The sequence below is a fragment of the Scardovia inopinata JCM 12537 genome (genome assembly GCF_001042695.1).
GTDB classification, from domain to species: domain Bacteria; phylum Actinomycetota; class Actinomycetes; order Actinomycetales; family Bifidobacteriaceae; genus Scardovia; species Scardovia inopinata.
This window is the reverse complement of the sequence record NZ_AP012334.1, coordinates 1,097,212-1,117,913: the sequence shown is the minus strand read 5'-3', so window position 1 is coordinate 1,117,913 and position 20,702 is coordinate 1,097,212. Positions and strand designations below refer to the sequence as shown.

At 50.5% G+C, this 20,702-nt stretch carries 16 protein-coding genes; 14 read left to right on the top strand and 2 right to left on the bottom strand.

What is annotated here, in order from left to right:
• The first annotated feature begins 53 nt into the window (after window positions 1–53).
• The 3 genes from alr to dnaG all read left to right on the top strand — a co-directional run bounded on the left by alr (window position 54) and on the right by dnaG (window position 5,019).
• Window positions 54–1,436: an alanine racemase gene (gene alr, locus SCIP_RS04570; RefSeq protein ID WP_006293366.1), complete on the top strand. Its 1,383-nt coding sequence runs from the start codon at window positions 54–56 to the stop codon at window positions 1,434–1,436.
• A 56-nt stretch (window positions 1,437–1,492) separates the two neighbouring features.
• The gene (locus tag SCIP_RS04565; RefSeq protein ID WP_006293365.1) at window positions 1,493–2,824 is read left to right on the top strand and encodes a deoxyguanosinetriphosphate triphosphohydrolase; all 1,332 of its coding nucleotides are present in this window, start codon (window positions 1,493–1,495) and stop codon (window positions 2,822–2,824) included.
• Window positions 2,825–2,928: 104 nt separating this feature from the next.
• Window positions 2,929–5,019, top strand: a complete 2,091-nt coding sequence (gene dnaG, locus SCIP_RS04560) for a DNA primase (RefSeq protein ID WP_006293364.1) — start codon at window positions 2,929–2,931, stop codon at window positions 5,017–5,019.
• Between the two features lie 34 nt (window positions 5,020–5,053).
• Here the strand turns inward: dnaG and lexA are convergent, their stop codons facing one another.
• Window positions 5,054–5,848 (bottom strand): transcriptional repressor LexA, encoded by a 795-nt coding sequence (lexA, locus tag SCIP_RS04555; protein WP_006293363.1) that lies wholly within the window; start codon window positions 5,846–5,848, stop codon window positions 5,054–5,056.
• A gap of 155 nt (window positions 5,849–6,003) precedes the next feature.
• Between lexA and SCIP_RS04550 the strand changes: the two genes are divergently transcribed.
• Complete coding sequence (locus SCIP_RS04550) at window positions 6,004–6,342, top strand: LysM peptidoglycan-binding domain-containing protein (RefSeq protein ID WP_050752376.1); 339 nt, start codon at window positions 6,004–6,006, stop codon at window positions 6,340–6,342.
• A 148-nt stretch (window positions 6,343–6,490) separates the two neighbouring features.
• Window positions 6,491–6,976 carry a transcriptional regulator NrdR gene (gene nrdR / locus SCIP_RS04545; RefSeq protein WP_006293360.1) on the top strand — a complete coding sequence of 162 codons (486 nt, stop codon included), beginning with the start codon at window positions 6,491–6,493 and terminating at the stop codon, window positions 6,974–6,976.
• 240 nt (window positions 6,977–7,216) lie between these two features.
• Here nrdR and SCIP_RS04540 read toward each other — a convergent pair whose 3' ends face one another.
• Entirely contained in the window at window positions 7,217–9,544 is a 2,328-nt protein-coding gene (locus SCIP_RS04540; protein WP_006293359.1) for a HelD family protein, read from the bottom strand.
• Window positions 9,545–9,808: 264 nt separating this feature from the next.
• Between SCIP_RS04540 and mraZ the strand changes: the two genes are divergently transcribed.
• From mraZ to SCIP_RS04495, 9 genes are all read left to right on the top strand, one after another.
• The gene (gene mraZ / locus SCIP_RS04535) at window positions 9,809–10,366 is read left to right on the top strand and encodes a division/cell wall cluster transcriptional repressor MraZ (RefSeq protein ID WP_006293358.1); all 558 of its coding nucleotides are present in this window, start codon (window positions 9,809–9,811) and stop codon (window positions 10,364–10,366) included.
• A complete protein-coding gene (gene rsmH, locus SCIP_RS04530; protein WP_040590672.1) occupies window positions 10,366–11,391 on the top strand; it encodes a 16S rRNA (cytosine(1402)-N(4))-methyltransferase RsmH in 1,026 nt (341 codons plus the stop codon). The genes mraZ and rsmH overlap by 1 nt, the downstream gene beginning before the upstream one ends.
• A 97-nt stretch (window positions 11,392–11,488) precedes the next feature.
• Window positions 11,489–11,920: a hypothetical protein gene (locus SCIP_RS04525; RefSeq protein WP_006293355.1), complete on the top strand. Its 432-nt coding sequence runs from the start codon at window positions 11,489–11,491 to the stop codon at window positions 11,918–11,920.
• A 54-nt stretch (window positions 11,921–11,974) separates the two neighbouring features.
• The gene (locus tag SCIP_RS04520; protein WP_006293354.1) at window positions 11,975–13,783 is read left to right on the top strand and encodes a peptidoglycan D,D-transpeptidase FtsI family protein; all 1,809 of its coding nucleotides are present in this window, start codon (window positions 11,975–11,977) and stop codon (window positions 13,781–13,783) included.
• 36 nt (window positions 13,784–13,819) lie between these two features.
• Window positions 13,820–15,010 carry a hypothetical protein gene (locus SCIP_RS04515; RefSeq protein ID WP_006293353.1) on the top strand — a complete coding sequence of 397 codons (1,191 nt, stop codon included), beginning with the start codon at window positions 13,820–13,822 and terminating at the stop codon, window positions 15,008–15,010.
• Window positions 15,010–16,584, top strand: coding sequence for a UDP-N-acetylmuramoyl-tripeptide--D-alanyl-D-alanine ligase (locus tag SCIP_RS04510; RefSeq protein WP_006293352.1), 1,575 nt, complete (start codon window positions 15,010–15,012; stop codon window positions 16,582–16,584). The genes SCIP_RS04515 and SCIP_RS04510 overlap by 1 nt, the downstream gene beginning before the upstream one ends.
• Window positions 16,581–17,711 carry a phospho-N-acetylmuramoyl-pentapeptide-transferase gene (gene mraY, locus SCIP_RS04505; protein ID WP_006293351.1) on the top strand — a complete coding sequence of 377 codons (1,131 nt, stop codon included), beginning with the start codon at window positions 16,581–16,583 and terminating at the stop codon, window positions 17,709–17,711. The genes SCIP_RS04510 and mraY overlap by 4 nt, the downstream gene beginning before the upstream one ends.
• A gap of 117 nt (window positions 17,712–17,828) precedes the next feature.
• A complete protein-coding gene (gene murD, locus SCIP_RS04500) occupies window positions 17,829–19,328 on the top strand; it encodes a UDP-N-acetylmuramoyl-L-alanine--D-glutamate ligase (RefSeq protein ID WP_006293350.1) in 1,500 nt (499 codons plus the stop codon).
• Window positions 19,315–20,694, top strand: a complete 1,380-nt coding sequence (locus SCIP_RS04495; protein WP_040590668.1) for an FtsW/RodA/SpoVE family cell cycle protein — start codon at window positions 19,315–19,317, stop codon at window positions 20,692–20,694. The genes murD and SCIP_RS04495 overlap by 14 nt, the downstream gene beginning before the upstream one ends.
• Window positions 20,695–20,702: the final 8 nt, after the last annotated feature.

Sequence of the window (20,702 nt, the reverse complement as noted above, 5' to 3'; positions counted from 1 at the left end):
TACCTATAGAGTGGTGCATATGTGGCGCCGCTTGGTCATGAAAGGACCATAATATGAGTCTATCAGCAGTTCAGTGGGGGGACTTGGAATCGCCTCAGGCAAGAGAAAACTATCAGGCCGCCCTATATCAATATCCTGCTCAGGCGATAGTAGATCTGGCTGCATTGAGAGACAATATGCGTCATTTGACCGATCTGGCTGATGAGGCTGCAAAATCTGGAAAAAATCCGGCACAAGGCCCGGCCCAGGTGATGGGCGTAGTCAAGGCCGATGCTTATGGGCACGGGCTCATTCCTACTGCTTTAGCTGCCCTTGCAGGAGGCGCGACTTGGCTGGGGACAGCCCAGTCCAGGGAAGCTCTTTTACTGAGGAAGCTGGGGATTGGCCCTGACCGGGCTCGGATTCTTACCTGGCTCTACAACGGAAAATATGACCCTTTTGACAAACTGATAGGTCATGATATTGATATTGCCCTGGGCTCTGTGCAGGGGATTGAAGCTGTTGCGGCCGCTGCGCGGACAGCAGGAAAGAAAGCCCGTGTGCATATTAAGGTTGATACGGGTTTTGGACGCAATGGTTTTACTCCTGAAGAATTTGAAGAAGCTCTGAATCTCCTGAAAGAAAAAGTTCACGAAAATCTTTTGGATGTCGTGGGGGTGTGGAGCCATCTTGCTGTGGCTGATAATCCTGCCGACCCTGAATGCCGGGCAGCAACAGAGGAACAAATCGCCAGTTTCTCCCGTTTTGTTGACCGGATGGATAATGCAGGACTTCATCCTTCTCTTCGCCATCTGGCAAACACTGCTGCCACTTTGACCCGGCCACAGATTCATTATGAGCTGGTTAGGCCTGGCGTTGGCTTGTATGGATATGAGCCAGATCCGGCCATGGGAACTGCATCAGACTGGGGGTTAAAACCAGCCATGACTGTTCAGGCCCAGCTGGGAACAGTTAAAAATCTCCCTGCTGGTCACTCAATTTCTTATGGGCGAACCTATATGACTACACAGGCAACCAGCACAGCTGATTTGCCGGTTGGGTATGCTGATGGAATTCATCGGTCTGCTTCTGGTTTTAACAGGGCTGGTTCCTTGGGGGTGGACCATCCAGGGGCCCCTGTTCGCATTATGACTTCCCAGGGGCCAAAGATTGTCCATATCAGCGGACGAGTCTGCATGGACCAGTGCATTCTCGATTTGCAGGGATTCGCCTCTGATTTGGGGGTCTGCGAAGGTGATACTGTGGAACTCTTCGGCCCGGGCAGGGGAGAGCAGTTTGGGGAGCCGACAGCTGATGATTGGGCACGAGCTGCCGGCACTATCAGCTATGAAATTTTTACCTGTCTGCGTAACCGGATTCCCCGCTTATACCTGCATGCGCATGATGTATTGCCGCCGTCGGACTGTGCTCTTCTTGATCAGTCTTGTTTGCTTTGAGCTGTTTTGTTCTTCTTGTGAGTGCGAAATAGGCTGAGTCTGCTAAAGTTCCAACTATGACGGCTCTGGAAAACCATGGAAATCTTGGGAATTCAGCCTCTGATCAGGCTGACTATGATGCCGAGTCTGCTCTTCGCCATGAGGGTTATAGCAATCATGATGAGGAACGCTGGGTCAATGAACCGGAGAAATCCCGATCCAGAACCGAATTTGAACGTGACCGGGCCAGGATTGTGCATTCTTCTGCCCTGCGCCGGCTGGGGGCTAAAACCCAGGTTCTGGTAGCAGGAACGGATGATTTTGCCAGAACCCGTCTGACTCATACCTTGGAAGTAGCCCAGGTTGGGCGGCAAATGGCTAAAATGTTCGGCTGCGATCCCGACCTGGTTGACTGTGCCTGCCTCTGCCACGACCTGGGGCATCCTCCTTTTGGTCACAACGGAGAAAAGGCTCTAGCCCACATAGCCCAAGAAATCGGTGGATTTGAAGGGAATGCCCAGACTTTCCGCCTCCTGACCCGGCTGGAACCTAAAATATTTCACCCCAATGGCACTAGCGCCGGAGTTAATCTGACCCGGGCGGCTCTGGATGCAGCCACCAAATATCCCTGGACTCGGGAGGAAGGGGCCCACCATCCTGATGGCCCCAGGGGAAACAAGTTTTGTGTCTATCCTGACGACCTTCCTGCTTTCCGCTGGCTCAAGCAGGGGGCTCCTGCCTGGGTAAAGCCCATGGAATGCCAGATTATGGATTTATCCGATGATATTGCCTACAGTGTGCACGATGTGGAAGACGCAATTGTTTCCGGTTATTTTAAGCCTCTTGCCCTCAGGGATACCCGTGTAGTGGATGAGATTATTGAGGTTACCCGGCGTTGGTATGGCCAGCGGTGGGATCCTGACCTGCTTCTCGACGCTTTGAACAGGCTGAGAGCTCAGAAGGTTTTTCCCGAGTATTTCACCGGTTCCCGGCAATCGCTGGCAACCTTGAAAAATATGACCAGCCGCCTAATCGGCCATTTCACAGGCTCGGCAGAAAAGGCGACCCGACAACAGTTTGATTCCGGTAATCTGACCCGCTACAGCGCTCATGTGGTTGTTCCGTCAGATACTTGGTATGAGATCACCCTCCTCAAGGGAATTTCAGCCTACTTCGTTATGGAGCCCAGAGAGCACGAGGATTTTCATCAGGAGCAGCTGACCATTGTGAAAGATCTGGTTTCGCTTATGATGGAGAATTCGCCCACAATCAGCGAAGCTATGGAACCAGTCTTCGCTGAAGACTGGTATAGGGCATCCACTGATGGCGAAAGACTGAGGGTAGCCATTGATCAGGTAGCAAGTCTGACAGACGGATCTGCTTTGGCTATGCATTCCATACTCTGTTAGCTGATCCTGCCCCTTCACCTGGTGCAGTGATAGAATAAAACTCCCATGTTGTTCCTCTCATATCGTGAGAGGAAATACTATGAGTTTACAGGGAAAGGACAATCATGCCTGGCTATATTACCAAGGAAAGTGTTGAGGCTGTCCGCTCAGCAGCTGACCTGTATGATATTGTCAGTGCTGATGTAACCCTTAAACCCAGCGGAGCCGGCTCATTTGTAGGACTCTGCCCCTTCCATGAGGAAAAAACCGGAAGCTTTAATATCCGTCCCTCCCTGGGAAGCTGGCACTGCTTCGGCTGCGGTTTGGGCGGCGATGTTTTTGCCTATGTGGAGCAGAAAGAGAACGTTGATTTTGCTCAGGCTGTGGAACTTCTGGCCGATAAATACCACATTGAGCTCAAATATGAGGATTCTGGCTCTTCTTCCAAGAAAAGACAGGGATCGACCCGATCCCGGCTTTTGGAAGTGTGTGAGCAAACCCAAAAATTCTTTGCCTCGCAACTGTCTGCAGACGAAGCCTTGCCTGCCCGGAAACTTTTAGCCGGAAGAAATTTTACTCAGGCGGATTGTGAACGCTTTGGCTGCGGATATGCCCCCCAAGGGTGGGACACGTTGGTTCGGCATCTGGCTTCTTTAGGCTATACCCAACAGGAAATGATTGATGCAGGTGTTGCCCGGCAAGGGCAGAATCAGAGTGTGTACGACTATTTCCGCGGGCGGGCTACCTGGCCCATCAGGGATTCTACCGGTCGGACTCTGGGCTTCGGCGCTCGCCGCCTGTATGACGATGACCGGATTGCGGCCAAGTACATTAATACTCCTGACACTGTCCTCTACCATAAAAATCAGGTTTTGTATGGAATTGACATTGCCAAGCCCCATATTGTGGATAAACGCCAGGTCGTCATTGTGGAGGGATATACCGATGTGATGGCCTGCCATCTGGCTGGGGTAGACGTGGCTGTGGCCACTTGCGGCACGGCTTTTGGACAGGAGCATGCCAAAATAATACGCCGCTTTATTTCTGACGATTCTTTAGGCGCCGTTCAGCTGGTGGGGCCGACCAGGGGGTCTAAGGTCATTTTTACTTTTGATGGGGATGCTGCCGGGCAAAAGGCTGCAATTCACGCCTTTGGGCTCGATGGCGCTTTTTTGACGCAGACTTTTGTTGCTGTTGCTAGGGAGAACTTGGATCCCTGCGATCTACGAATTCAGTATGGGGATGCTGCCGTCAGAAGTTTAATTGCTGATTGTAAGCCTTTGTACGATTTTGTGATTCAGGCAGCTATTCGCTCTTTTGATGCCCAATACACTACCGGTCAGGTGGGAGCAATGAAGGCTGTTGCCCCCATTATTGCCCGTATACGCGATGCTTCTTTGGTCAATGCATATACCAGGAAATATGCCGGTCAAATTGGTGTTGATATTAAAACCCTTCACCAGGAAGTACAGACTGCCCGTCGCCGGATGCGGATACCAACTATTGACGCTTACGCTCCGCGCCGGCGGGCAGAGGAGGATCCTCGGTACAGTTCTCAAAACCAGGACCTTGATTATTCCCGACCGTCAAACCGCCGACAGTTAGATCACAACAATGCCGTTAATCAGGACTATTACAGGATTGATGATACTGTTTTTATAACTGAGCAGCAATTTTTTGGAATTCTTATCCAATCGCCTCTTGCTGTGAGCTCTGCTGGGAACGCGGATTTATTCCAGCGCTTATCCGAACGCTGTTTTATGACTCCTGTTTTCAAATCACTTTTCGCCGGTCTACAGGCTGCCGGAGGATTACCTGATGAACAGACTCCTCAGGGATTGTGGATCCATAATCTTACTAAAGCTTCTGGTCCAATTTTGGAACCTGTCATTAATGAGCTTGCCGTTCTTCCCCTGCCTTTGTCTGCAAAAAACAGGTCCTCTGACCGCCACAACTCTGGTGCCGACGCTGCTGGGAATCAGGCAACAGGTGGAGTGCAGACCCGGCAGCCTACCGAAGCTGAAATCAAGTTTGCTCAGCAACTTTTAACCCGACTGCTTGATGCTGATGCTATGAGGGCTGTGGGTCGGCTGAAGCACCGGATGGCCCGGCTACCTGAGGGGGAGGAGAAGATCGCCATCCTGAATAAGGTGGTGACGATTGAGTCCTGGCGTAAGGAGCTGATGGCTCAAGCTTATGGGAATACTGATTATTAAGGTATGGATTATTAAATTATTAAATGGTATATCTTTATATCTTTCGCAGAACGGTAACTACTTTTCCCATAATAGTGGCATAAGTACCGTCGATCGGCGAATACTCAGGGTTGTGGGGCATGAGCCACAAGTGACCGCTTTTATCCTTTCGGAAAGTTTTGACCGTAGCTTCGTCATCTAAGAGGGCAGCAACAATATCGCCGTTTTCAGCGGTATGCTGTTCTCGGACAACAACAAAGTCCCCGTCACAGATAGCTGCATCGATCATGGAATCACCGTGAACTTCCAGCATGAAAAGATTGCCATCCCCAGTGAGTCTTTGTGGCAGCCTCATCACATCGTCAATGTGCTGTTCTGCAGTAATAGGGGTCCCAGCAGCTATGCGGCCAACCAGGGGGACGTCGGTTGACTGTACAATGGATTCGCTCTGACTGGTTGGAAATGGATAAATTTCTGCTCTTCCATAGGTCCCTGAATCTGTTTCATGATCCTGATCTTTTTCCTGCGCCTGGGGAGAAGCATCTGTAATGGACTCTTCCTCAAGGTGAGTGATGAGTTCTATGGCCCTGCCCTTGTTGGCTCCCAGACGGATAAATCCTTTTTTCTCTAGCACATTCAGTTGATGCTTCACCGATGAGGTGCTTTTAAGACCAACAAGCTGAGCTATTTCTCTGAAAGATGGGATATAACCTTTTGTAGTGCTGTACTCCTCAATAGCTTGAAGAATTTGCAGCTGACGGACGCTGATGTCCATCTGAGCTGCCCGGTCAGCAAGATTGGCAAGATTGGATCGAGGATCGTGCTGGGGTGAAAAAGGCACTGTAGTCATGGCAAATCCTTAGGTTTGTTGCTTTTACTTTTAGTATAGCGTGAATTCTTTGTAAAAGCAAACAGATGTTCGAAAAGAGTGTTGACATAGTCGAACACATGTGCGATAATAAGAACAGATGTTCGAATATAGATGATTGTGGAGGTGGGATCACCATGATGAATGCAGTTGCGCACCAAGGCAGAAAGAGCCATGTGAAACTAAGTGGACTGGGAAGGGCTTTAGTCGGTCTTTTTCTTTCCTTGATTATTGGATTGGGTTTTGGACTGGGAAGGGCAGCTGCTGCCCAGGATCATGCTCAGGATGATACGCACCCTCTGGAGGTCTACAGTTATGTGGTGGGGCCAGGAGATTCCTTGTGGAAGTATGCACAGATGAATGCTCCTCAAGGTGAAGATCTCAACGATTATATTTTCTACTTGATGAAACTCAACCATCTGAACTCTACTACTCTGACGGTGGGGCAGAGGATTGTTGTACCCAAACAGGGCTAAATTGCGGACTTATTGCAGGGGTTAGAGCTTTTATCTGCTCTGTGAAGGTGGCCTTGAGGTGGCTTTTCTGACTTTTCCTCTTTTCGCTCAAAAAGAAAGGAATCAGAACTGTAAAAAATAGGTAGACCATGCACTATGGTATGTAGCTATGCATTGCCCATTTTGTCAAAATCCACATACCCGGGTTCTTGATACCAGAGTCAGCGAAGATGGATATTCCATTCGTCGTCGGCGTGAATGTCTCAAGTGCCATAAGAGGTTTACAACACAAGAAGCTGTTGTTTTGTCCATTGTCAAACGATCCGGTGTCACTGAGCCATTTGATCGCAAAAAAGTCATCTCGGGAGTAAGCCGAGCTTGCCGGGGTCGTAACATCTCAGACGAGGATCTGAACAGGCTTGGCCAAAGGGTCGAGGAAAACCTGAGGTCCCGCGGTCGGGCTGAGATCAAGTCCGAGGAAGTAGGCAAGGCCATCCTGCAGCCCTTGAGAGATTTGGACGTGGTTGCTTATCTTCGGTTTGCTAGTGTTTACCGGCATTTTGATTCTCTGGAAGACTATCAAAATGAGATTGATTCTATTCGTCGGGAAACTCACCCTCAGGAGGGTCAGCCCGAGGATGGGGAAACCAATTAGCCAGGTTAGCCAGATTAGCCAGGTTTTTGTAACCATGCTTGTGTAATCATCAATTTGTAATCATCAATCTTTTTAATCCATTTCCTAGGGGAAGCTCCGAATACCAACGAATACAAAGTCGGCGCTTCCCCTTTTTCTCTAGTGAGATACTTTTACCTGTATCGAGACTTTTCTGCTGTGTGCTGTTCTGCCTGGCACTGCTGTTCTGCTTAACGCTGTCAGTACTCTCATCACAAGAGATTACAGACTGATTAAAGCCTGGTCTTCCTCAGTCTGAATAATGACCAGCTTTTGAGTTGGTCTGGTCATAGCGACATAAAGATCAGAAGCCGCGACTAACCTAGCTGAAGCATTCTCCATGATGAGCCCAGGGTTGGCCAAGATAACAGCATCAAATTCCAGACCCTTCACATCAACCGGGCTGTACACGCTTAGCTGGGCATCCCATTGAGGTTGCGAGGTTAATCGGTTGAACTCTTCACTGGCCAGGAGGGGACTGGTCCTCAAAGCAAGACGCAGGGATTTGTCAACCTCATCTTTGATCTGCTGATCACAGATGACAGCCACCCGACCGCTACCGTCGGAAGAAACAAACCGGCGTACTGCCTCCAGAGATTGATCATTCACGGCCTGAAAGAAGGCTTCGGGCAGTGAAGGAAAGGGGCTGTCAGCTTTTCTCAAGGGAGTCTGATTGGGAACCAGGATCCGACTGACTGAATCAGGAACATGCCGGGCTGCACTAACCGTAGAAACATGCAGGCCTTCGTCGTGGGCAAAGCGGGAAGAGAGGGTGCAGACTTCTTCCGGATTGCGATAATCAATCGTCAGCTCATCAAGCTGCCATCCCTCTTTGCCAAACAAAGGATCCATTGTTCTGGCCCAATAACGGGTTCCTGCCAATGCTGACGTCTGAGCAACATCTCCCACAATGGTAAAAGAACGAGAAGGGCAACGGCGGATCAGCATACGCCAGTCCATAGCAGTTAATTCCTGCGCTTCATCTACCACAATATGACCGTAAGTCCATTGCCGGTCATTGCCAGCCCGGGAAGCGAGAGTGCTTTCATCGCCGCCGGACATTGAATCTACCAGGTCAGAAGCAGAAACTAGAGAAGGATCAACTCCTGCAATCTGCATAGATTGCCGGGCATATTCTTCTTCCCTTTTGCGGGACAGGTCTGCGGCATTTGTCTCCGCCTTCTGGCGGGGATCGGGGCCCAAAAGTTCCATGGCCTCATCCAGGAGAGGAATATCTGACCGCGTGAAGGGGGCATCCTTTGGCCGGGTAAGCTGCTTGATGTCGTCTTCGCTCAGCCAGGGGGCGAACTGCCGCATTCTGTGAGGCTTGGAGAACATATCCTGGATCATCCATTCAGCAGGCATAGGCAACCAGGCAATATTCAGGGTTTTGCGGACAGCATTATTCATTCGTAGAGTTGCCCGAACATTGTCAAGTTCATCTTCAGCAGGCAGATAATCCAGCTGATTTTTGTAGCGATTGGTCATCAAAGAGAGCATGGAATTAATAAAAACTTCCCTGGCCTGGTTGTGGGGCTTGTGGCTGCTGCGGGCATTTCGCTGAGCCTGTTCGATGTCGCTAGCCACCATGGGGACCTTAATGCCGTTGACCGGTATTAAGGGTAGCTGGCTGGGAATGCGAACTCGGGCTGCTACGGCATTTTTGATCATAGAAGCCATACGTTTGTTCCCTTTGAGGGCAGCAGCGTAAGGGTTGTCATCTACCAGGGCGTTAGTACCGGGGATCAGATCCCCAATCGTGCGACTGACTACTCCTGTTTCCCCCAATGAGGGGAGAACTTGATCAATGTAATGAAGAAAAGTCGGGCTCGGGCCAATAATAAGAACCCCTGACCGCTGCAAACTCTTTCGGTGAGTGTAAAGCAGGTAGGCTGCCCTGTGCAGGGCAACAGCTGTTTTGCCAGTTCCCGGACCGCCCTGAACTACCACAGCCTTGGCCAGGTCAGAACGGATGATTTTATCCTGCTCAGCCTGAATGGTGGCAACAATATCGGTCATCTTTCCCGTTCTTCTGCTGGACAGGGAAGCCAGAAGGGCTCCTTCGCCGGTGAGGGTGCCGCTTTGGCTGGCCTTGGATACTTGATCGGAATGGATATCCAGGACTTCATCTTCCAAAGCTACGACTGTGCGTAGATGCAGGGTGATGTGCCGGCGGGCAACAATAGATCCGTGATTCTCCGGAGTGGCCTCATAGAAAGGTCTTGCCGCCTCGGCTCTCCAGTCGGTCAGGATGGGATCATGATTCTGATCCATCAGACCGATGCGGCCGATATGGCGCTGGTTTCCAGAAGCATCATCTAAACGGCCAAACACCAGCCTGTCTTCGACTGCTCTCAACTGCATCAGCCGATCCTCATACATGGTTGCAAAAGAGTCGCGTTCTGACCGTTGAGTGGGAGAGCCATGCCCTCCCCTGGCGCGAACGGATTGCAGGCGTCCCTTGATTTGGGTGCGTAAACTGTCGAGCCTCTTGTAGGCCCGATCTACAAGTTTTTGTTCCTCACGAATCTGATGAGAATAGTCGGTCACCGGCCTGATCCCCTTAGTACAAAATCCTAAAAAAGCAGAAGATACTTTACTCTCTTGGCCCTACAAATTTCTCTGATTTCTCTGAGCGTGAGTGGAGCACAGGTAAGGCTGGCAGAGGAGGGCGAGGAAAGAAAGGTAAGCAGGGAAGAAGTAATCAAGGTGTGAAGAAAGAGGCTGGGGGATAATTTTTTTCGGCTTTTTTCGTGTTAGTGGGTAAAAGTGGAGATTTGTGGGGTAAAGTGGTGAATATCTGGAGGTGATTATATGCGCGAAAAAAACGACAGCGGCCGCGGGGGTGCGGACGCTTCTTCTGATTTTTCTGCCTCTACGAACTCAGCCTCTGAAAATTCTGTATCACCTGCCGGTACTGATTCCCTTCTCCCTCCTCTTCTCCTGGGAACGTACACCCCCAAAATTGATGCCAAAGGAAGAGTGGCTCTGCCGGCTAAATTCCGGCAGCAGCTAGGTTCGGGCTGTGTCTTGGCTCGCGGTCAGGAACGATGCATTTATTTGCTTCCTTTTGCGGAATTTCGCAGAATTGCTGCCCAGATTCAAAGAACTTCCCTGAGCAACAAGGCAGCCCGCAGCTATCTCCGTGTGTTTCTCTCTGGTGCCGTTGACCAGGAACCGGACAAGCAGGGTCGGGTTACTTTGCCCTCCATGCTGCGTGACTATGCCCATATCAGTAAAGATATTGTGGTTATTGGTGTGGGGACCAGGGCAGAAATTTGGAATAAAGCCGACTGGGATACTTATTTGGATCAACAGGAAGATGGGTACAGCGATATAGCTGATGACGTGCTTCCGGAGGTGGCTTTCTGATGACAGATATTGCCTCCATCCATACCCCTGTGCTTTTAGACGAATGCTGCCAACTGGTTTGTGGCGGATTAGATCAGGCTGCAGCTGACCGGACTCCTGTGATTGTGGATTGCACCCTGGGCCTGGCTGGTCATGCCAGTGCTTTTCTGGCTAGGGCTTCCCGGGCAAGGCTGATTGGAATTGATCGCGATCGGGAGGCCTTGGATCTGGCAACTGACAGGATGAAAAATCTGGGTTTTGCCGACAGATTTATTCCCCTCCATGCTGCTTTTGATGATTTTTCTTCCCTGATGGAAAATCAGGGCCTTGACACCGTTGATGCCGTTTTTATGGATTTAGGCCTGTCCAGTTTGCAGATTGATGAAAGCGACCGTGGATTTTCCTACAGCCACGATGCCCCACTGGATATGAGGATGGATACTGATCAGACTGTGACTGCTCAAGATATCCTTCGCGAATCAAGCAAGGAGGAGCTGACCAGGATTTTCCGTCACTATGGTCAGGAGCGGTACAGCAGACAGATTGCCTCCGCCCTGGTTCGGCAGAGGGATAAGGGCCATCCGGTAGAAACTACTGGACAACTGGTTCAGCTAGTTGATCGGGTCGTGCCTAAATCTCATCGTTCGGGAGGAAACCCCGCCAAGCGCGTTTTTCAGGCTCTGCGCATTCAGGTAAACGGGGAACTGGACAAATTGGCAGCAACTTTACCCCAGATAGCCCTGCACCTATCTCTGGGCGGTCGCCTGGTGGTGGAGTCCTACCATTCCCTGGAAGATAAGATTGTCAAATCCTTTATGGCTCAGGGTCTGCAGGCGAATCTTCCTCCTGGTCTTCCTGTTATTCCTGATGATGCTCAACCTTTCTTCACCGATTTGACCCATGGGGCCATAAAGGCAGATCAGGATGAAGCAGAGCATAATTCCCGTTCAACTTCAGTCAGACTCAGGGCAGTATCTCTTTCCCGCCCCCTTCCGGATACGGTTCGAAAACGTTTTCATGATCAGATTCCTTCGAATTATCGATAAACCCGGTTTGAGAAATCTGAAGATAGCAGCCGGCAGCAAAACATACGCAGATAGTAAAAACCAGCACAGATACAGAACAGAAAATAAGGAGTAAAATATGGCCTCCCCAGCCCGCAAACCGCGCACGGTCCGCACCTCGCACCCTCAGACGTATTCTGAGGCTCCTTCTCGACCTCAGCTGAGGGTTATTTCCCATTCGGCATCTGCCGCAGATAGGGGGACGTCTGCCAGCAGGAGTCAGTCCAGGCTCAGGCGTTATATGAATGCCCGAATTGCTCAGGTTGCCCTGGCCCTGACTATTATCGTCTTTTGTGCTGTGGGAGTGCTGGGACTGAGAGTTCAGCTTGTGGAGAATGCCTTCACCCTGTCTCGAATGGAGCAGAATATTTCTGTCCTCACCCAGGACGTTGAGCAGGAACAGGCTCAGCTGGAAAAACTTCAAGCCAGTTTGCCCGATAAGGCACAGAAGTTGGGCATGACAACATCGGACAACTCGATTACAGTTGATATGAAGGGAACAGGAGAATAGTAAAATCATCCTGATTGGAAAGTCGAGGTCACCGTGAAAGAGCGCCTACAAGGTTTGATTAAAACCTTGCACACAGGGTCCAGCGACCCAGCATACAGCAAGACTTTCCGCAGAAGGACTCTGGGATTAACCTTCCTCATTATTGTTCTCGTTGTCATTCTTATTATTCGTTTGACTGTTGTTCAGCTGATTCAGGGCCCTGCTACAGCACAGCAGGCGGCAGCTTTTCGCACAGTGGATTCCACTGTTCAGGCTATTCGCGGTAATATTACTGACACCAACGGAGTCGTCCTGGCCCAGAGCGAGCAGCGCTATACTATCTATGCAGATCAAAAGGGTGCCAGAAACTTCCAGCCCATCGCCTGTAAAGGAACTAATGAATCTTCCTGCCATGCAATAAACGGGCATAATGTTCCAGGGTCCGGACCTGCTGCGGTGGCAAAAATCCTTGCTCCTGTGTTGGGTATGAATACTATGGAGCTTGGCGCCAAGCTGGCTGGGAATAACTCCTACATCGTTCTCAAAAAAAATGTAGCACCTGCAGTTAAACGAGCCATTGACAAACTTAATCTGTCCGGTGTGATTGGTTCAGAGCTGACGGTGAGAAGATCCTATTCCAGCGGCAGCGTAGCCGGGGCATTCATTGGCGGAGTAGATTCCAAGGGGATCGGGGTCTCAGGGATTGAAGCTATGATGAACTCTTCCTTAAACGGGAGCAATGGCAAACAGGTATATCAGCGTGCCGGCAGCGGTCAAAGGATCCCCGGTACTGAAACAGTAATCCAAGGTGCCAAAAATGGGGGGACAGTTCGGCTGACAATTGACAGGGATGTCCAGTGGTATCTGGAAAAAAATCTCAAGTCCCGCAGAAAAGAAATGGGGGCCATGTGGGGCGTGGCCTGTGTGCAGGAAGTCTCAACTGGGAAGATCCTGGCCATAGCAGATACCAATTCTTATCAAGCTGGAAGTTCTCAGGCTATTTTGAAGGGCTCTATGGCCATGAATTCTACCTTTGAGCCAGGGTCCATAGGCAAACTGATTTCGTCAGCCGGTCTCTTACAGCTGGGAATTCATAAGGGGTCAGATCGGTTTGCTGTCCCAGGAACTCTTTTTCTGAACGGGCAGCGGTATAAGGATGTGGAAAGTCACGGTACGGAGCATTTGACCCTGGCTGGGATTCTGAATGAATCTTCCAATGTCGGTATGATCATGGCTTCCACTAAGTATACGGCTGCCGACCGTTATGCTTACCTGAAAAAGTTTGGCATTGGGCAAAGTCTGGGAATTGCTTATCCCGGTATTTCCAATGGGCTTCTCTATCCTGATTCGCAGTGGAACACCAGGACCAAGGAAACTGTTCTCTTCGGTCAGGGGTATACAGTCAACATCCTGCAGTTGTCCAATGTGGTAGCAACCTTGGCACATGGAGGTGTGCGGGTAGGCCAGTCCATTATTGAGAAATCCACAGACAAAGACGGGAAAGACACGACTCCTACTCCCGCTGCCAGCACCAGGGTGGTAAGCAAGGGGACAGCAGCAGACATGATGGATATGATGGAATCCGTCATGGATGAGGAATACAAGAACGTGATTAAGGTCAAGGGGTACAGGTTGGCCGGAAAAACAGGAACGGCTGAAGTCGCTGACAGCTCTGGTGCCCTCACCAGGATCGTAGGCGATACCTCCGTGGTTATCCCGGCTGATAACCCCCGCTATGTTATTACTGTTATGTTTATGAATCCTTCCGAGCATGGCGGTATCGCAACCGGCCCAGTAATCAATGCCATTGGTGAATTCCTTATGCAGAAGTATAAGATTCCCCAGTCAACCCCTCGCAAGAGTGCTATAAGTACTACATGGTAAAGAATGCCTGCCTGCATTCACAGATAGGAGATTGTTATGAGCTTCCTGACTGAGGCGACGTCAGAACACTTCACTGTCAGTGACCTGATTCGCAGGTTTGGTGTAAGTACCGACTTCCCTTATGGCAAAGATATTACTGTTACCTCCCTGTCTGATTCACTGGAAAAAGTTTCCCCCGGCACCCTCTATCTGGGAACTGATCAGGGCCCTCTAGAGCAGATTAAAGAAGCTGAAAGTAAAGGAGCTTACAGCATACTTTTCCCCACTTCGGTTAAAGAAAAACTCCAGCAGGCTTCTGCTTCCTCCTCTTCCTCCTCCTCAGTCTCTACTATTCCCCTGCTTTTTGGAGACCTGGGTCCGGCACAGCTGGGATATCTGGCCTTTCTCCTTGCCGGGCGGCCTACTGACACCTTGGCAACGTTTGCTGTTGTCGGCCAGAAGGCCTCTTATGCTGCTGATTCCCTGGCTCAACTCCTGCACTTGCTGGGCAACCCCATTGGGGTTATTGACTCCAGAAAGTCTTTCTCACTGGAGAGGGAGTTGGACTGTACTTATCCTCTGGGTCCTCTGGAAACCCAGATGATTTTGTCCCAAATGCTGGAAGATGGGGTAAATACGGTCATTCTTACCATCAACAGCAGTACTTTTAATCCTGGAGCCTTAAGCCATGTGGGAATTGATGTCTGTGGACACACTCAGTCTTTTATTGCTTCCGATCTTCAGCCACATACCACACAAACAGAAAGGACTGCACAAACTGATCAGATTAACTCTTCTGATCTGACCTCTGATCCATCGTCTGGCAAAAGAGATGGAAAAATGGGGGAAGAAAAAACAGGGGGGGATTCTGGCAGGGACCATTCCGCTGAATTTGCTGAGGCTGAAGACAACCATCAACCCAGCCGCCCACAAGAGAGGCACTGGTCTCGGTGGATCCCTAATTATCACAAGGGGGAGGGGCATTCATCCCGGCACGATCTCACATCCAGGCTCAGGCAGGAGCTTGCTTCTTTTGGGGCTCGTATTGATGATGATACGCATTGTGTACTTCCCACTGATGCCTCTCGGCAAGTCGCCCGTAGCGTGTTGGATTCCATCCCTGCTGATCAGGAATATGAAGTTTACCTGAGTGCTGCCATGGCAATGAGCGCTGGGGTCCGCAAAAATAATGTTCGCAGCGCCTTGCTCTTGGCGCAGGAAATCAACAAACGTCAGGAGAATAATTAATGATTGCCCTGTCAGTCTTCCAGGCAGCTCAGATACTTTCTGCCACTCTTGTATCCAGTCCGTCCGATTCATCGCAGGCAGGAGACAGAAGCGACAGTTCAACCAAGATTACTTCTGTTGTTACCGATTCCCGTCAGGTGTCTGAAGGGAGCCTTTTTGTTGCCATCAAGGGAGAGCGGGTAGATGGGCATGATTATGTGAATCAGGCTGCCCGGGCTGGGGCTTGCGCAGCTCTGGTGGAGCACCCTGTAGAGGGGGCAGTCCTTCCTCAGCTGGTGGTGACCGATACGATCGGATCTTTGGGCAGACTTGCCCGATACAACATCAGCCGCCGCCGTCAAATTGCCCTGGCAGAAGGGAAAGATTTTACTGTAGTGGGCATTACCGGTTCTGTGGGTAAAACAACTACCAAGGATTTGGTCAAAGATCTTCTGCAGACCGCGGGAACAACCATTGCTCCTGTGGGATCTTTCAACAATGAAATTGGTCTTCCCCTCACCGCTGTGAAGGTAGATGAAACTACCCGCTACTTTGTTGCCGAAATGGGCGCGTCTGCGGCGGGGGAGATCGCTTACCTGACCAGGCTGGTTCCTCCCGATATAGCTGTGGAGCTTAAGGTTGGCGCAGCTCACCTGGGCGGTTTTGGATCAGTTGATGGGATCCGTCAGGCAAAAAGCGAGCTTGTTCAGGCTCTGACTTCCCAGGGAATTGCTGTGCTCAATGCTCAGGATCCCAATATTCGTCTGATGACTGGATCTACCCACGCGTCCACTTTGGTATGGTTTTCCGATGGCAGGATTGATCCCCAAAATTTGCCCGGTGACTCTCGAAAACAGATTTTTATTTATGCGACCGATACCCGTCAGGATCAGGAGGATCACCCTTCTTTTACCCTTCACCTGCCTGATCTTCCCGGCATTCCCGTTACGTTAGGCTTGTCAGGAGTTCATAATGTGATGAATGCCTTGGCGGCAGTCAGCGTTGCCTATTGCCTTGGTGTTCGTCCGCAGACTATTGCTTCTGTGCTGTTTAATCACAAGGCTATGAGCCCGCACCGTATGGCGGTCAGTCTGGTTACGCTCACAGCAGGGGAGAGTTTTACTTTGATTGATGATTCTTTTAATGCTAATCCAGACTCTATGAAGGCCGGCCTGGATGCTTTGAGCGGCTGGAAATCTGCTGAATCTGGCAATGAACCGGTAAAGATTGCCGTTCTGGGATCCATGTTGGAATTGGGACCTCGGGAAGAAGATCTTCACCATTCTCTGGGAGCATATGCGGCCCAGTCTGCTGATTATGTGGTAACAGTGGGCAGCGAAACAGACGACCATCTGGATACTTTGGCATCAGCACTTTGTCAGGGGGCTTGCCAGAGGGCGGAGCAATCGCCTGTTCGCCTGCTGAAGGCCTATGAGGAGCATTCAGCCGGGCAGGCAGCAACACGGGTAGCTCAGCTGGCCAGGCAAAATCCGGGAAGTGTGGTTCTTCTCAAAGGCTCTCATGCCTCCGGCCTGCAAACATTAGCGAATATGTGGTCACAGTCAGACAAGATCAACGGGGAAGTGGAATCATGATAGCCCTTATTATTGGCCTAATCGTTTCTCTGATTGTTATTTTTACTGGCACTCCCATTATGATGCGGATTGTGGAACGGCTCCATTACGGTCAATATATTCGCCAGGATGGGCCGCAAAGCCACCTGGTTAAGAGGGGAACACCCACCATGGGAGGGGTGGTCATTAACCTCGCTATCCTTCTGGGCTGGTTCTCTTCAGCCCTCTACCGCTTCCTTGCCTTTGGCACCTCTTTCTCTATCCCTGCGCTCCTGGTTCTTTTTGCTATGCTTTCCATGGGAGCCCTTGGCTTCATTGATGACTTTGCCAAAGTGTCCAAGAAACAAAACGAAGGCTTGAGCGTGAGGGCCAAATTCATTGGTCAGTTTATTTTCGCTACTATTTATGCCGTCTTATCTCTGATGACGACATCGCCTGGCACCGGGCCAGCCGCCCATCCCGGCATTTCCTTCAGCGAAAATCTGATTATTGATTTTCAGAGTCTGGGCAAGATTGCTGCAACTATTCTGTTTGTTATCTGGGTTAACTTGCTGATGACCGCCTGGACCAATGCTTTCAATCTGACCGATGGTCTGGATGGACTCTGTGCCGGCAGTTCCATGGTGGCTTTTTTGGGATATGGTCTCATTGCTTTCTGGCAGAGTTATCACAGGGCTGGTTTCCACCTGGCTGGCATTGGTCGTCTGGCTTTTCATCAGGGTGGAATGGCCTATACAGTGGCAGATCCTCAGGATTTGGCTATTATTGCCGTCTGCGCCGTAGCCGCCTGCTTTGGTTTCCTCTGGTATAACACCAATCCAGCCCAAATATTCATGGGCGACACCGGCTCCCTTGCCCTGGGAGGCCTGTTTGCTGCCTTGTCTATCGCCACTCATACAGAAGTCTTGGCTATCATCATTGGCGGCCTCTTTGTGGTTGAAACTTTGTCGGATGTCATTCAAGTAGGCTGCTTTAAGGCCACCCACAAGAGAGTCTTTAAGATGGCTCCTATTCATCATCATTTTGAACTCCTGGGGTGGCCGGAAAACAAGGTAGTCGTTCGCTTTTGGATGGTAGAGATGATCTTTGTTATTCTGGGGGTTATTATTTTTTACGGTGATTGGGTTTTTGCTTCAGGTCTTCTTTAGGGTTGACAGAAGTTTTGTCGAGATTGTGACACAGGGAATTCAGATATGATGGCTGATAAACGTACTAGGCAGATTCACAGGATTATAGCTGACAGTCTCTCTGGCAGGACAACGATTATGATTGCTGGTCTTGGCCTTGGAGGTTCCAGTGTGGAGGCTATCCTCAAACAGAGATCAGCTCAGATAGTTACCGTAGACGACAAAAAAGCAGCCTCATACACCTTTGCCCAGGTTATGGCTGATGATTTTGACTGGGAGCCAGTTTCCCTGGTGGTGACGTCTCCTGGATTTTCTCCCCACAGCGACTTTCTGACCAGGGTCGCTGCCCGAGGGATTCCTATCATTTCGGAGGTGGAGTTCGCCTGGCAGATCAGGGCTCGCAACCCGATATCCGGCCAACCCGCGGCCTGGATTGGAATTACCGGTACCAACGGAAAAACATCTACGACTGAAATGACTGCAGAAATTCTGCAGGCTGCATCGTTGGCAGCCCCTGCCGTGGGCAATATCGGGGTTCCTGTCTCCCAGGCTGCTGTCGATGAAAATAATCAGGCCCTGGTTGTAGAACTCAGCTCCTTTCAGCTCCACTATACGTACAGCCTGCAGCTGGAGGCGGCAGCCATAACTAATCTGGCAGATGATCATCTGGATTGGCATGGTGGTTTTGAAAATTATGTAGCTGATAAGGCGAGAGTGTACCAACATGTTAAAAAAGCTCTGGTCTATAATGCCGATGATCCCCGGGTAAGCCAGCTTGCCCGGCAAGCCCGGCAGGCTCAGCTTGCTCAACCTGCTCAGCTTGCTCAGCAGGCGCAATCTGATTCTACCTGTCTTCAGGTTGGATTTACTCTCGGGCAGCCGGCTGACGGCCAGGTGGGAATTGATCAGGGGTGGATTGTATCCCGCACCCCTCTTATTCCTCAGGGCCGCCTGGCAGCTCTAACTGATTTTCCGCATCTGACCGAACCTGATGGGACTGTCTATCCCCATCTGCTGGCTGATGCCCTCTGTGCCCTCTGCCTGTCAGCCGGTTATGGTGTTCCGGCCCAGACAGCCCTGTCTGCCCTTCAAGGTTTTGCACCAGGAGGGCATAGGATACAAAAGGTGGCAGTCTATCACAAGCACTCTGCCAACCCTGATTCTGCGAATTCCCCATCTTCCGGTGACATCCGATTCATTGACGATTCCAAGGCTACGAATGCCCATGCTGCCGCAGCATCCCTGAGCAGTTTTCCCGATCAATCCGTGATTTGGATTGCCGGAGGCCTGTCTAAAGGTGCACATTTTGATGATCTGGTAGCCAAACAAAAAAAGGTTATCAAGGCTGCAGTGATTATTGGGCAGGATCAGTCGCAGATTCTTCATTCCTTACACAGTCAGGCACCGGATATTCCCTATACCTGTATTGATCCTGGTCACAAGAACTCCATTATGAAAGAAGCTGTGGCTGCTGCTGTTTCCTACGCCCAACCGGGCAACGTGGTCTTACTGGCTCCAGCCTGTGCATCGATGGATCAATTTGCTTCCTATGCTGACCGCGGGGATCAGTTTGCCTCCTGCGCTCAAACTTGGGTCGCCCACCAGCAGGAGGTTGAGAATTTCCATGACCAGGACTGACAATCGCAGAAAAAAGTCATCTGATTCCCAGCTCAAAGGTCTAGACAGGGCTGTGGCCATAGTCACGCAGGGTTCCCGCCTGGAAGATGAGAATCTGGGAAGAAAGGCCAAGGGCAGAAACAAAACCAGTGACAGGGTCAGAGGGAACGTGAGCGGTGGAAACGGTAATTCTCCAACCGCAGGTCGGGCGAATTATTCTGGCTGGAGAAATATTTTTAACCCTGTTTTCTGCTACCACGGCATGATTTTTGTTGTGATTGCTCTTACTTTTTTGGGCATTATCATGGTATTTTCCAGTTCCAGCGTCAGTTTGGTTGCGGCTGGTCTCTCCGCATTCAGAGATGCTGGCAAACAGATTATTTTTGCCCTCATTGGACTGGTAATTGGGTTGGGCATAGTGGGTCTTTCCGGCTGGTCAGTTAATCTGATCCGCAACCTGAGCCTGATAATTCTTCTTTTCTCCTGGGGCCTGCAACTGCTGACTTTGACCAAACTGGGAGTAACAATCAACGGCAACCGCGGCTGGCTGTCCATCGCGGGAGTCCAGTTCCAACCTGCTGAAATCATGAAGCTGGCCTTGTGCTTGTGGATGCCTCTTACGGTTACCTTGGCGTCAAGGAAATCCCAGAATCAGGAAGGATCGAGAAAGAAAGCTCTTTCTTACTGGATTCCGGTACTCACTTTGGCTATCTCTTTTATTCTCGTTTTGGCTGGTAAAGATTTAGGAACCTGTCTGGTAATTGCCGCTATCGGGATTGTTGCCCTCTATGTGGGAGGATTCCCCTTGGGCTGGCTTTTTGCTGGTCTGCTTGTGGCAGGAGGAGCAGTTGGATATTTTGCCGTCTTCGGTAGTGAGAACCGTCGGGCTCGTTTTTTGGCTACTTACAGTGGCTGTTTAGGCGGTCCCAGCCAGCTGGGCTGTTATCAGATTGTCCACGGAAAGTATGCTCTGGCCTCGGGAGGTTTGATGGGAGTAGGGCTTGGTGCTTCCCGGGAAAAGTGGAATTATCTGCCCGAGGCCAAGAATGATTTCATTTTTGCTGTGATCGGAGAAGAACTAGGGTATGTGGGGGCTGTTTTAGTTATTCTTCTTTTCCTGATTCTCATCTGGTGCATGATCAATATTGCCCTGCGCAGCACGGATCCGTATGCTCAAACGGTAATCCTCTGCGTTGCTGGCTGGATTGGCTTTCAAACCTTTATCAACATTGGGGTAGTTACTTCTCTTTTACCGGTCATCGGTTTGCCGCTTCCCTTTATTTCCGCCGGAGGTAGTGCTCTGATCATTACCCTGGCTGCAGCTGGCATAGTGATTGGTCTTTCCCGGCGTCAGCCGGAAATTCGGGCAACACTCAAAAAACAGTAACCTAAAAC

Coding starts and splice junctions, on each gene's coding strand:
- SCIP_RS04495 (WP_040590668.1), top strand. CDS start 19,315: ATGACCAGGACTGACAATCGCAGAAAAAAGTCATCTGATTCCCAGCTC.
- mraY (WP_006293351.1), top strand. CDS start 16,581: ATGATAGCCCTTATTATTGGCCTAATCGTTTCTCTGATTGTTATTTTT.
- dnaG (WP_006293364.1), top strand. CDS start 2,929: ATGCCTGGCTATATTACCAAGGAAAGTGTTGAGGCTGTCCGCTCAGCA.
- SCIP_RS04515 (WP_006293353.1), top strand. CDS start 13,820: ATGAGCTTCCTGACTGAGGCGACGTCAGAACACTTCACTGTCAGTGAC.
- SCIP_RS04550 (WP_050752376.1), top strand. CDS start 6,004: ATGATGAATGCAGTTGCGCACCAAGGCAGAAAGAGCCATGTGAAACTA.
- murD (WP_006293350.1), top strand. CDS start 17,829: ATGATTGCTGGTCTTGGCCTTGGAGGTTCCAGTGTGGAGGCTATCCTC.
- SCIP_RS04510 (WP_006293352.1), top strand. CDS start 15,010: ATGATTGCCCTGTCAGTCTTCCAGGCAGCTCAGATACTTTCTGCCACT.
- SCIP_RS04525 (WP_006293355.1), top strand. CDS start 11,489: ATGGCCTCCCCAGCCCGCAAACCGCGCACGGTCCGCACCTCGCACCCT.
- mraZ (WP_006293358.1), top strand. CDS start 9,809: ATGCGCGAAAAAAACGACAGCGGCCGCGGGGGTGCGGACGCTTCTTCT.
- alr (WP_006293366.1), top strand. CDS start 54: ATGAGTCTATCAGCAGTTCAGTGGGGGGACTTGGAATCGCCTCAGGCA.
- SCIP_RS04565 (WP_006293365.1), top strand. CDS start 1,493: ATGACGGCTCTGGAAAACCATGGAAATCTTGGGAATTCAGCCTCTGAT.
- lexA (WP_006293363.1), bottom strand. CDS start 5,848: ATGACTACAGTGCCTTTTTCACCCCAGCACGATCCTCGATCCAATCTT.
- rsmH (WP_040590672.1), top strand. CDS start 10,366: ATGACAGATATTGCCTCCATCCATACCCCTGTGCTTTTAGACGAATGC.
- nrdR (WP_006293360.1), top strand. CDS start 6,491: ATGCATTGCCCATTTTGTCAAAATCCACATACCCGGGTTCTTGATACC.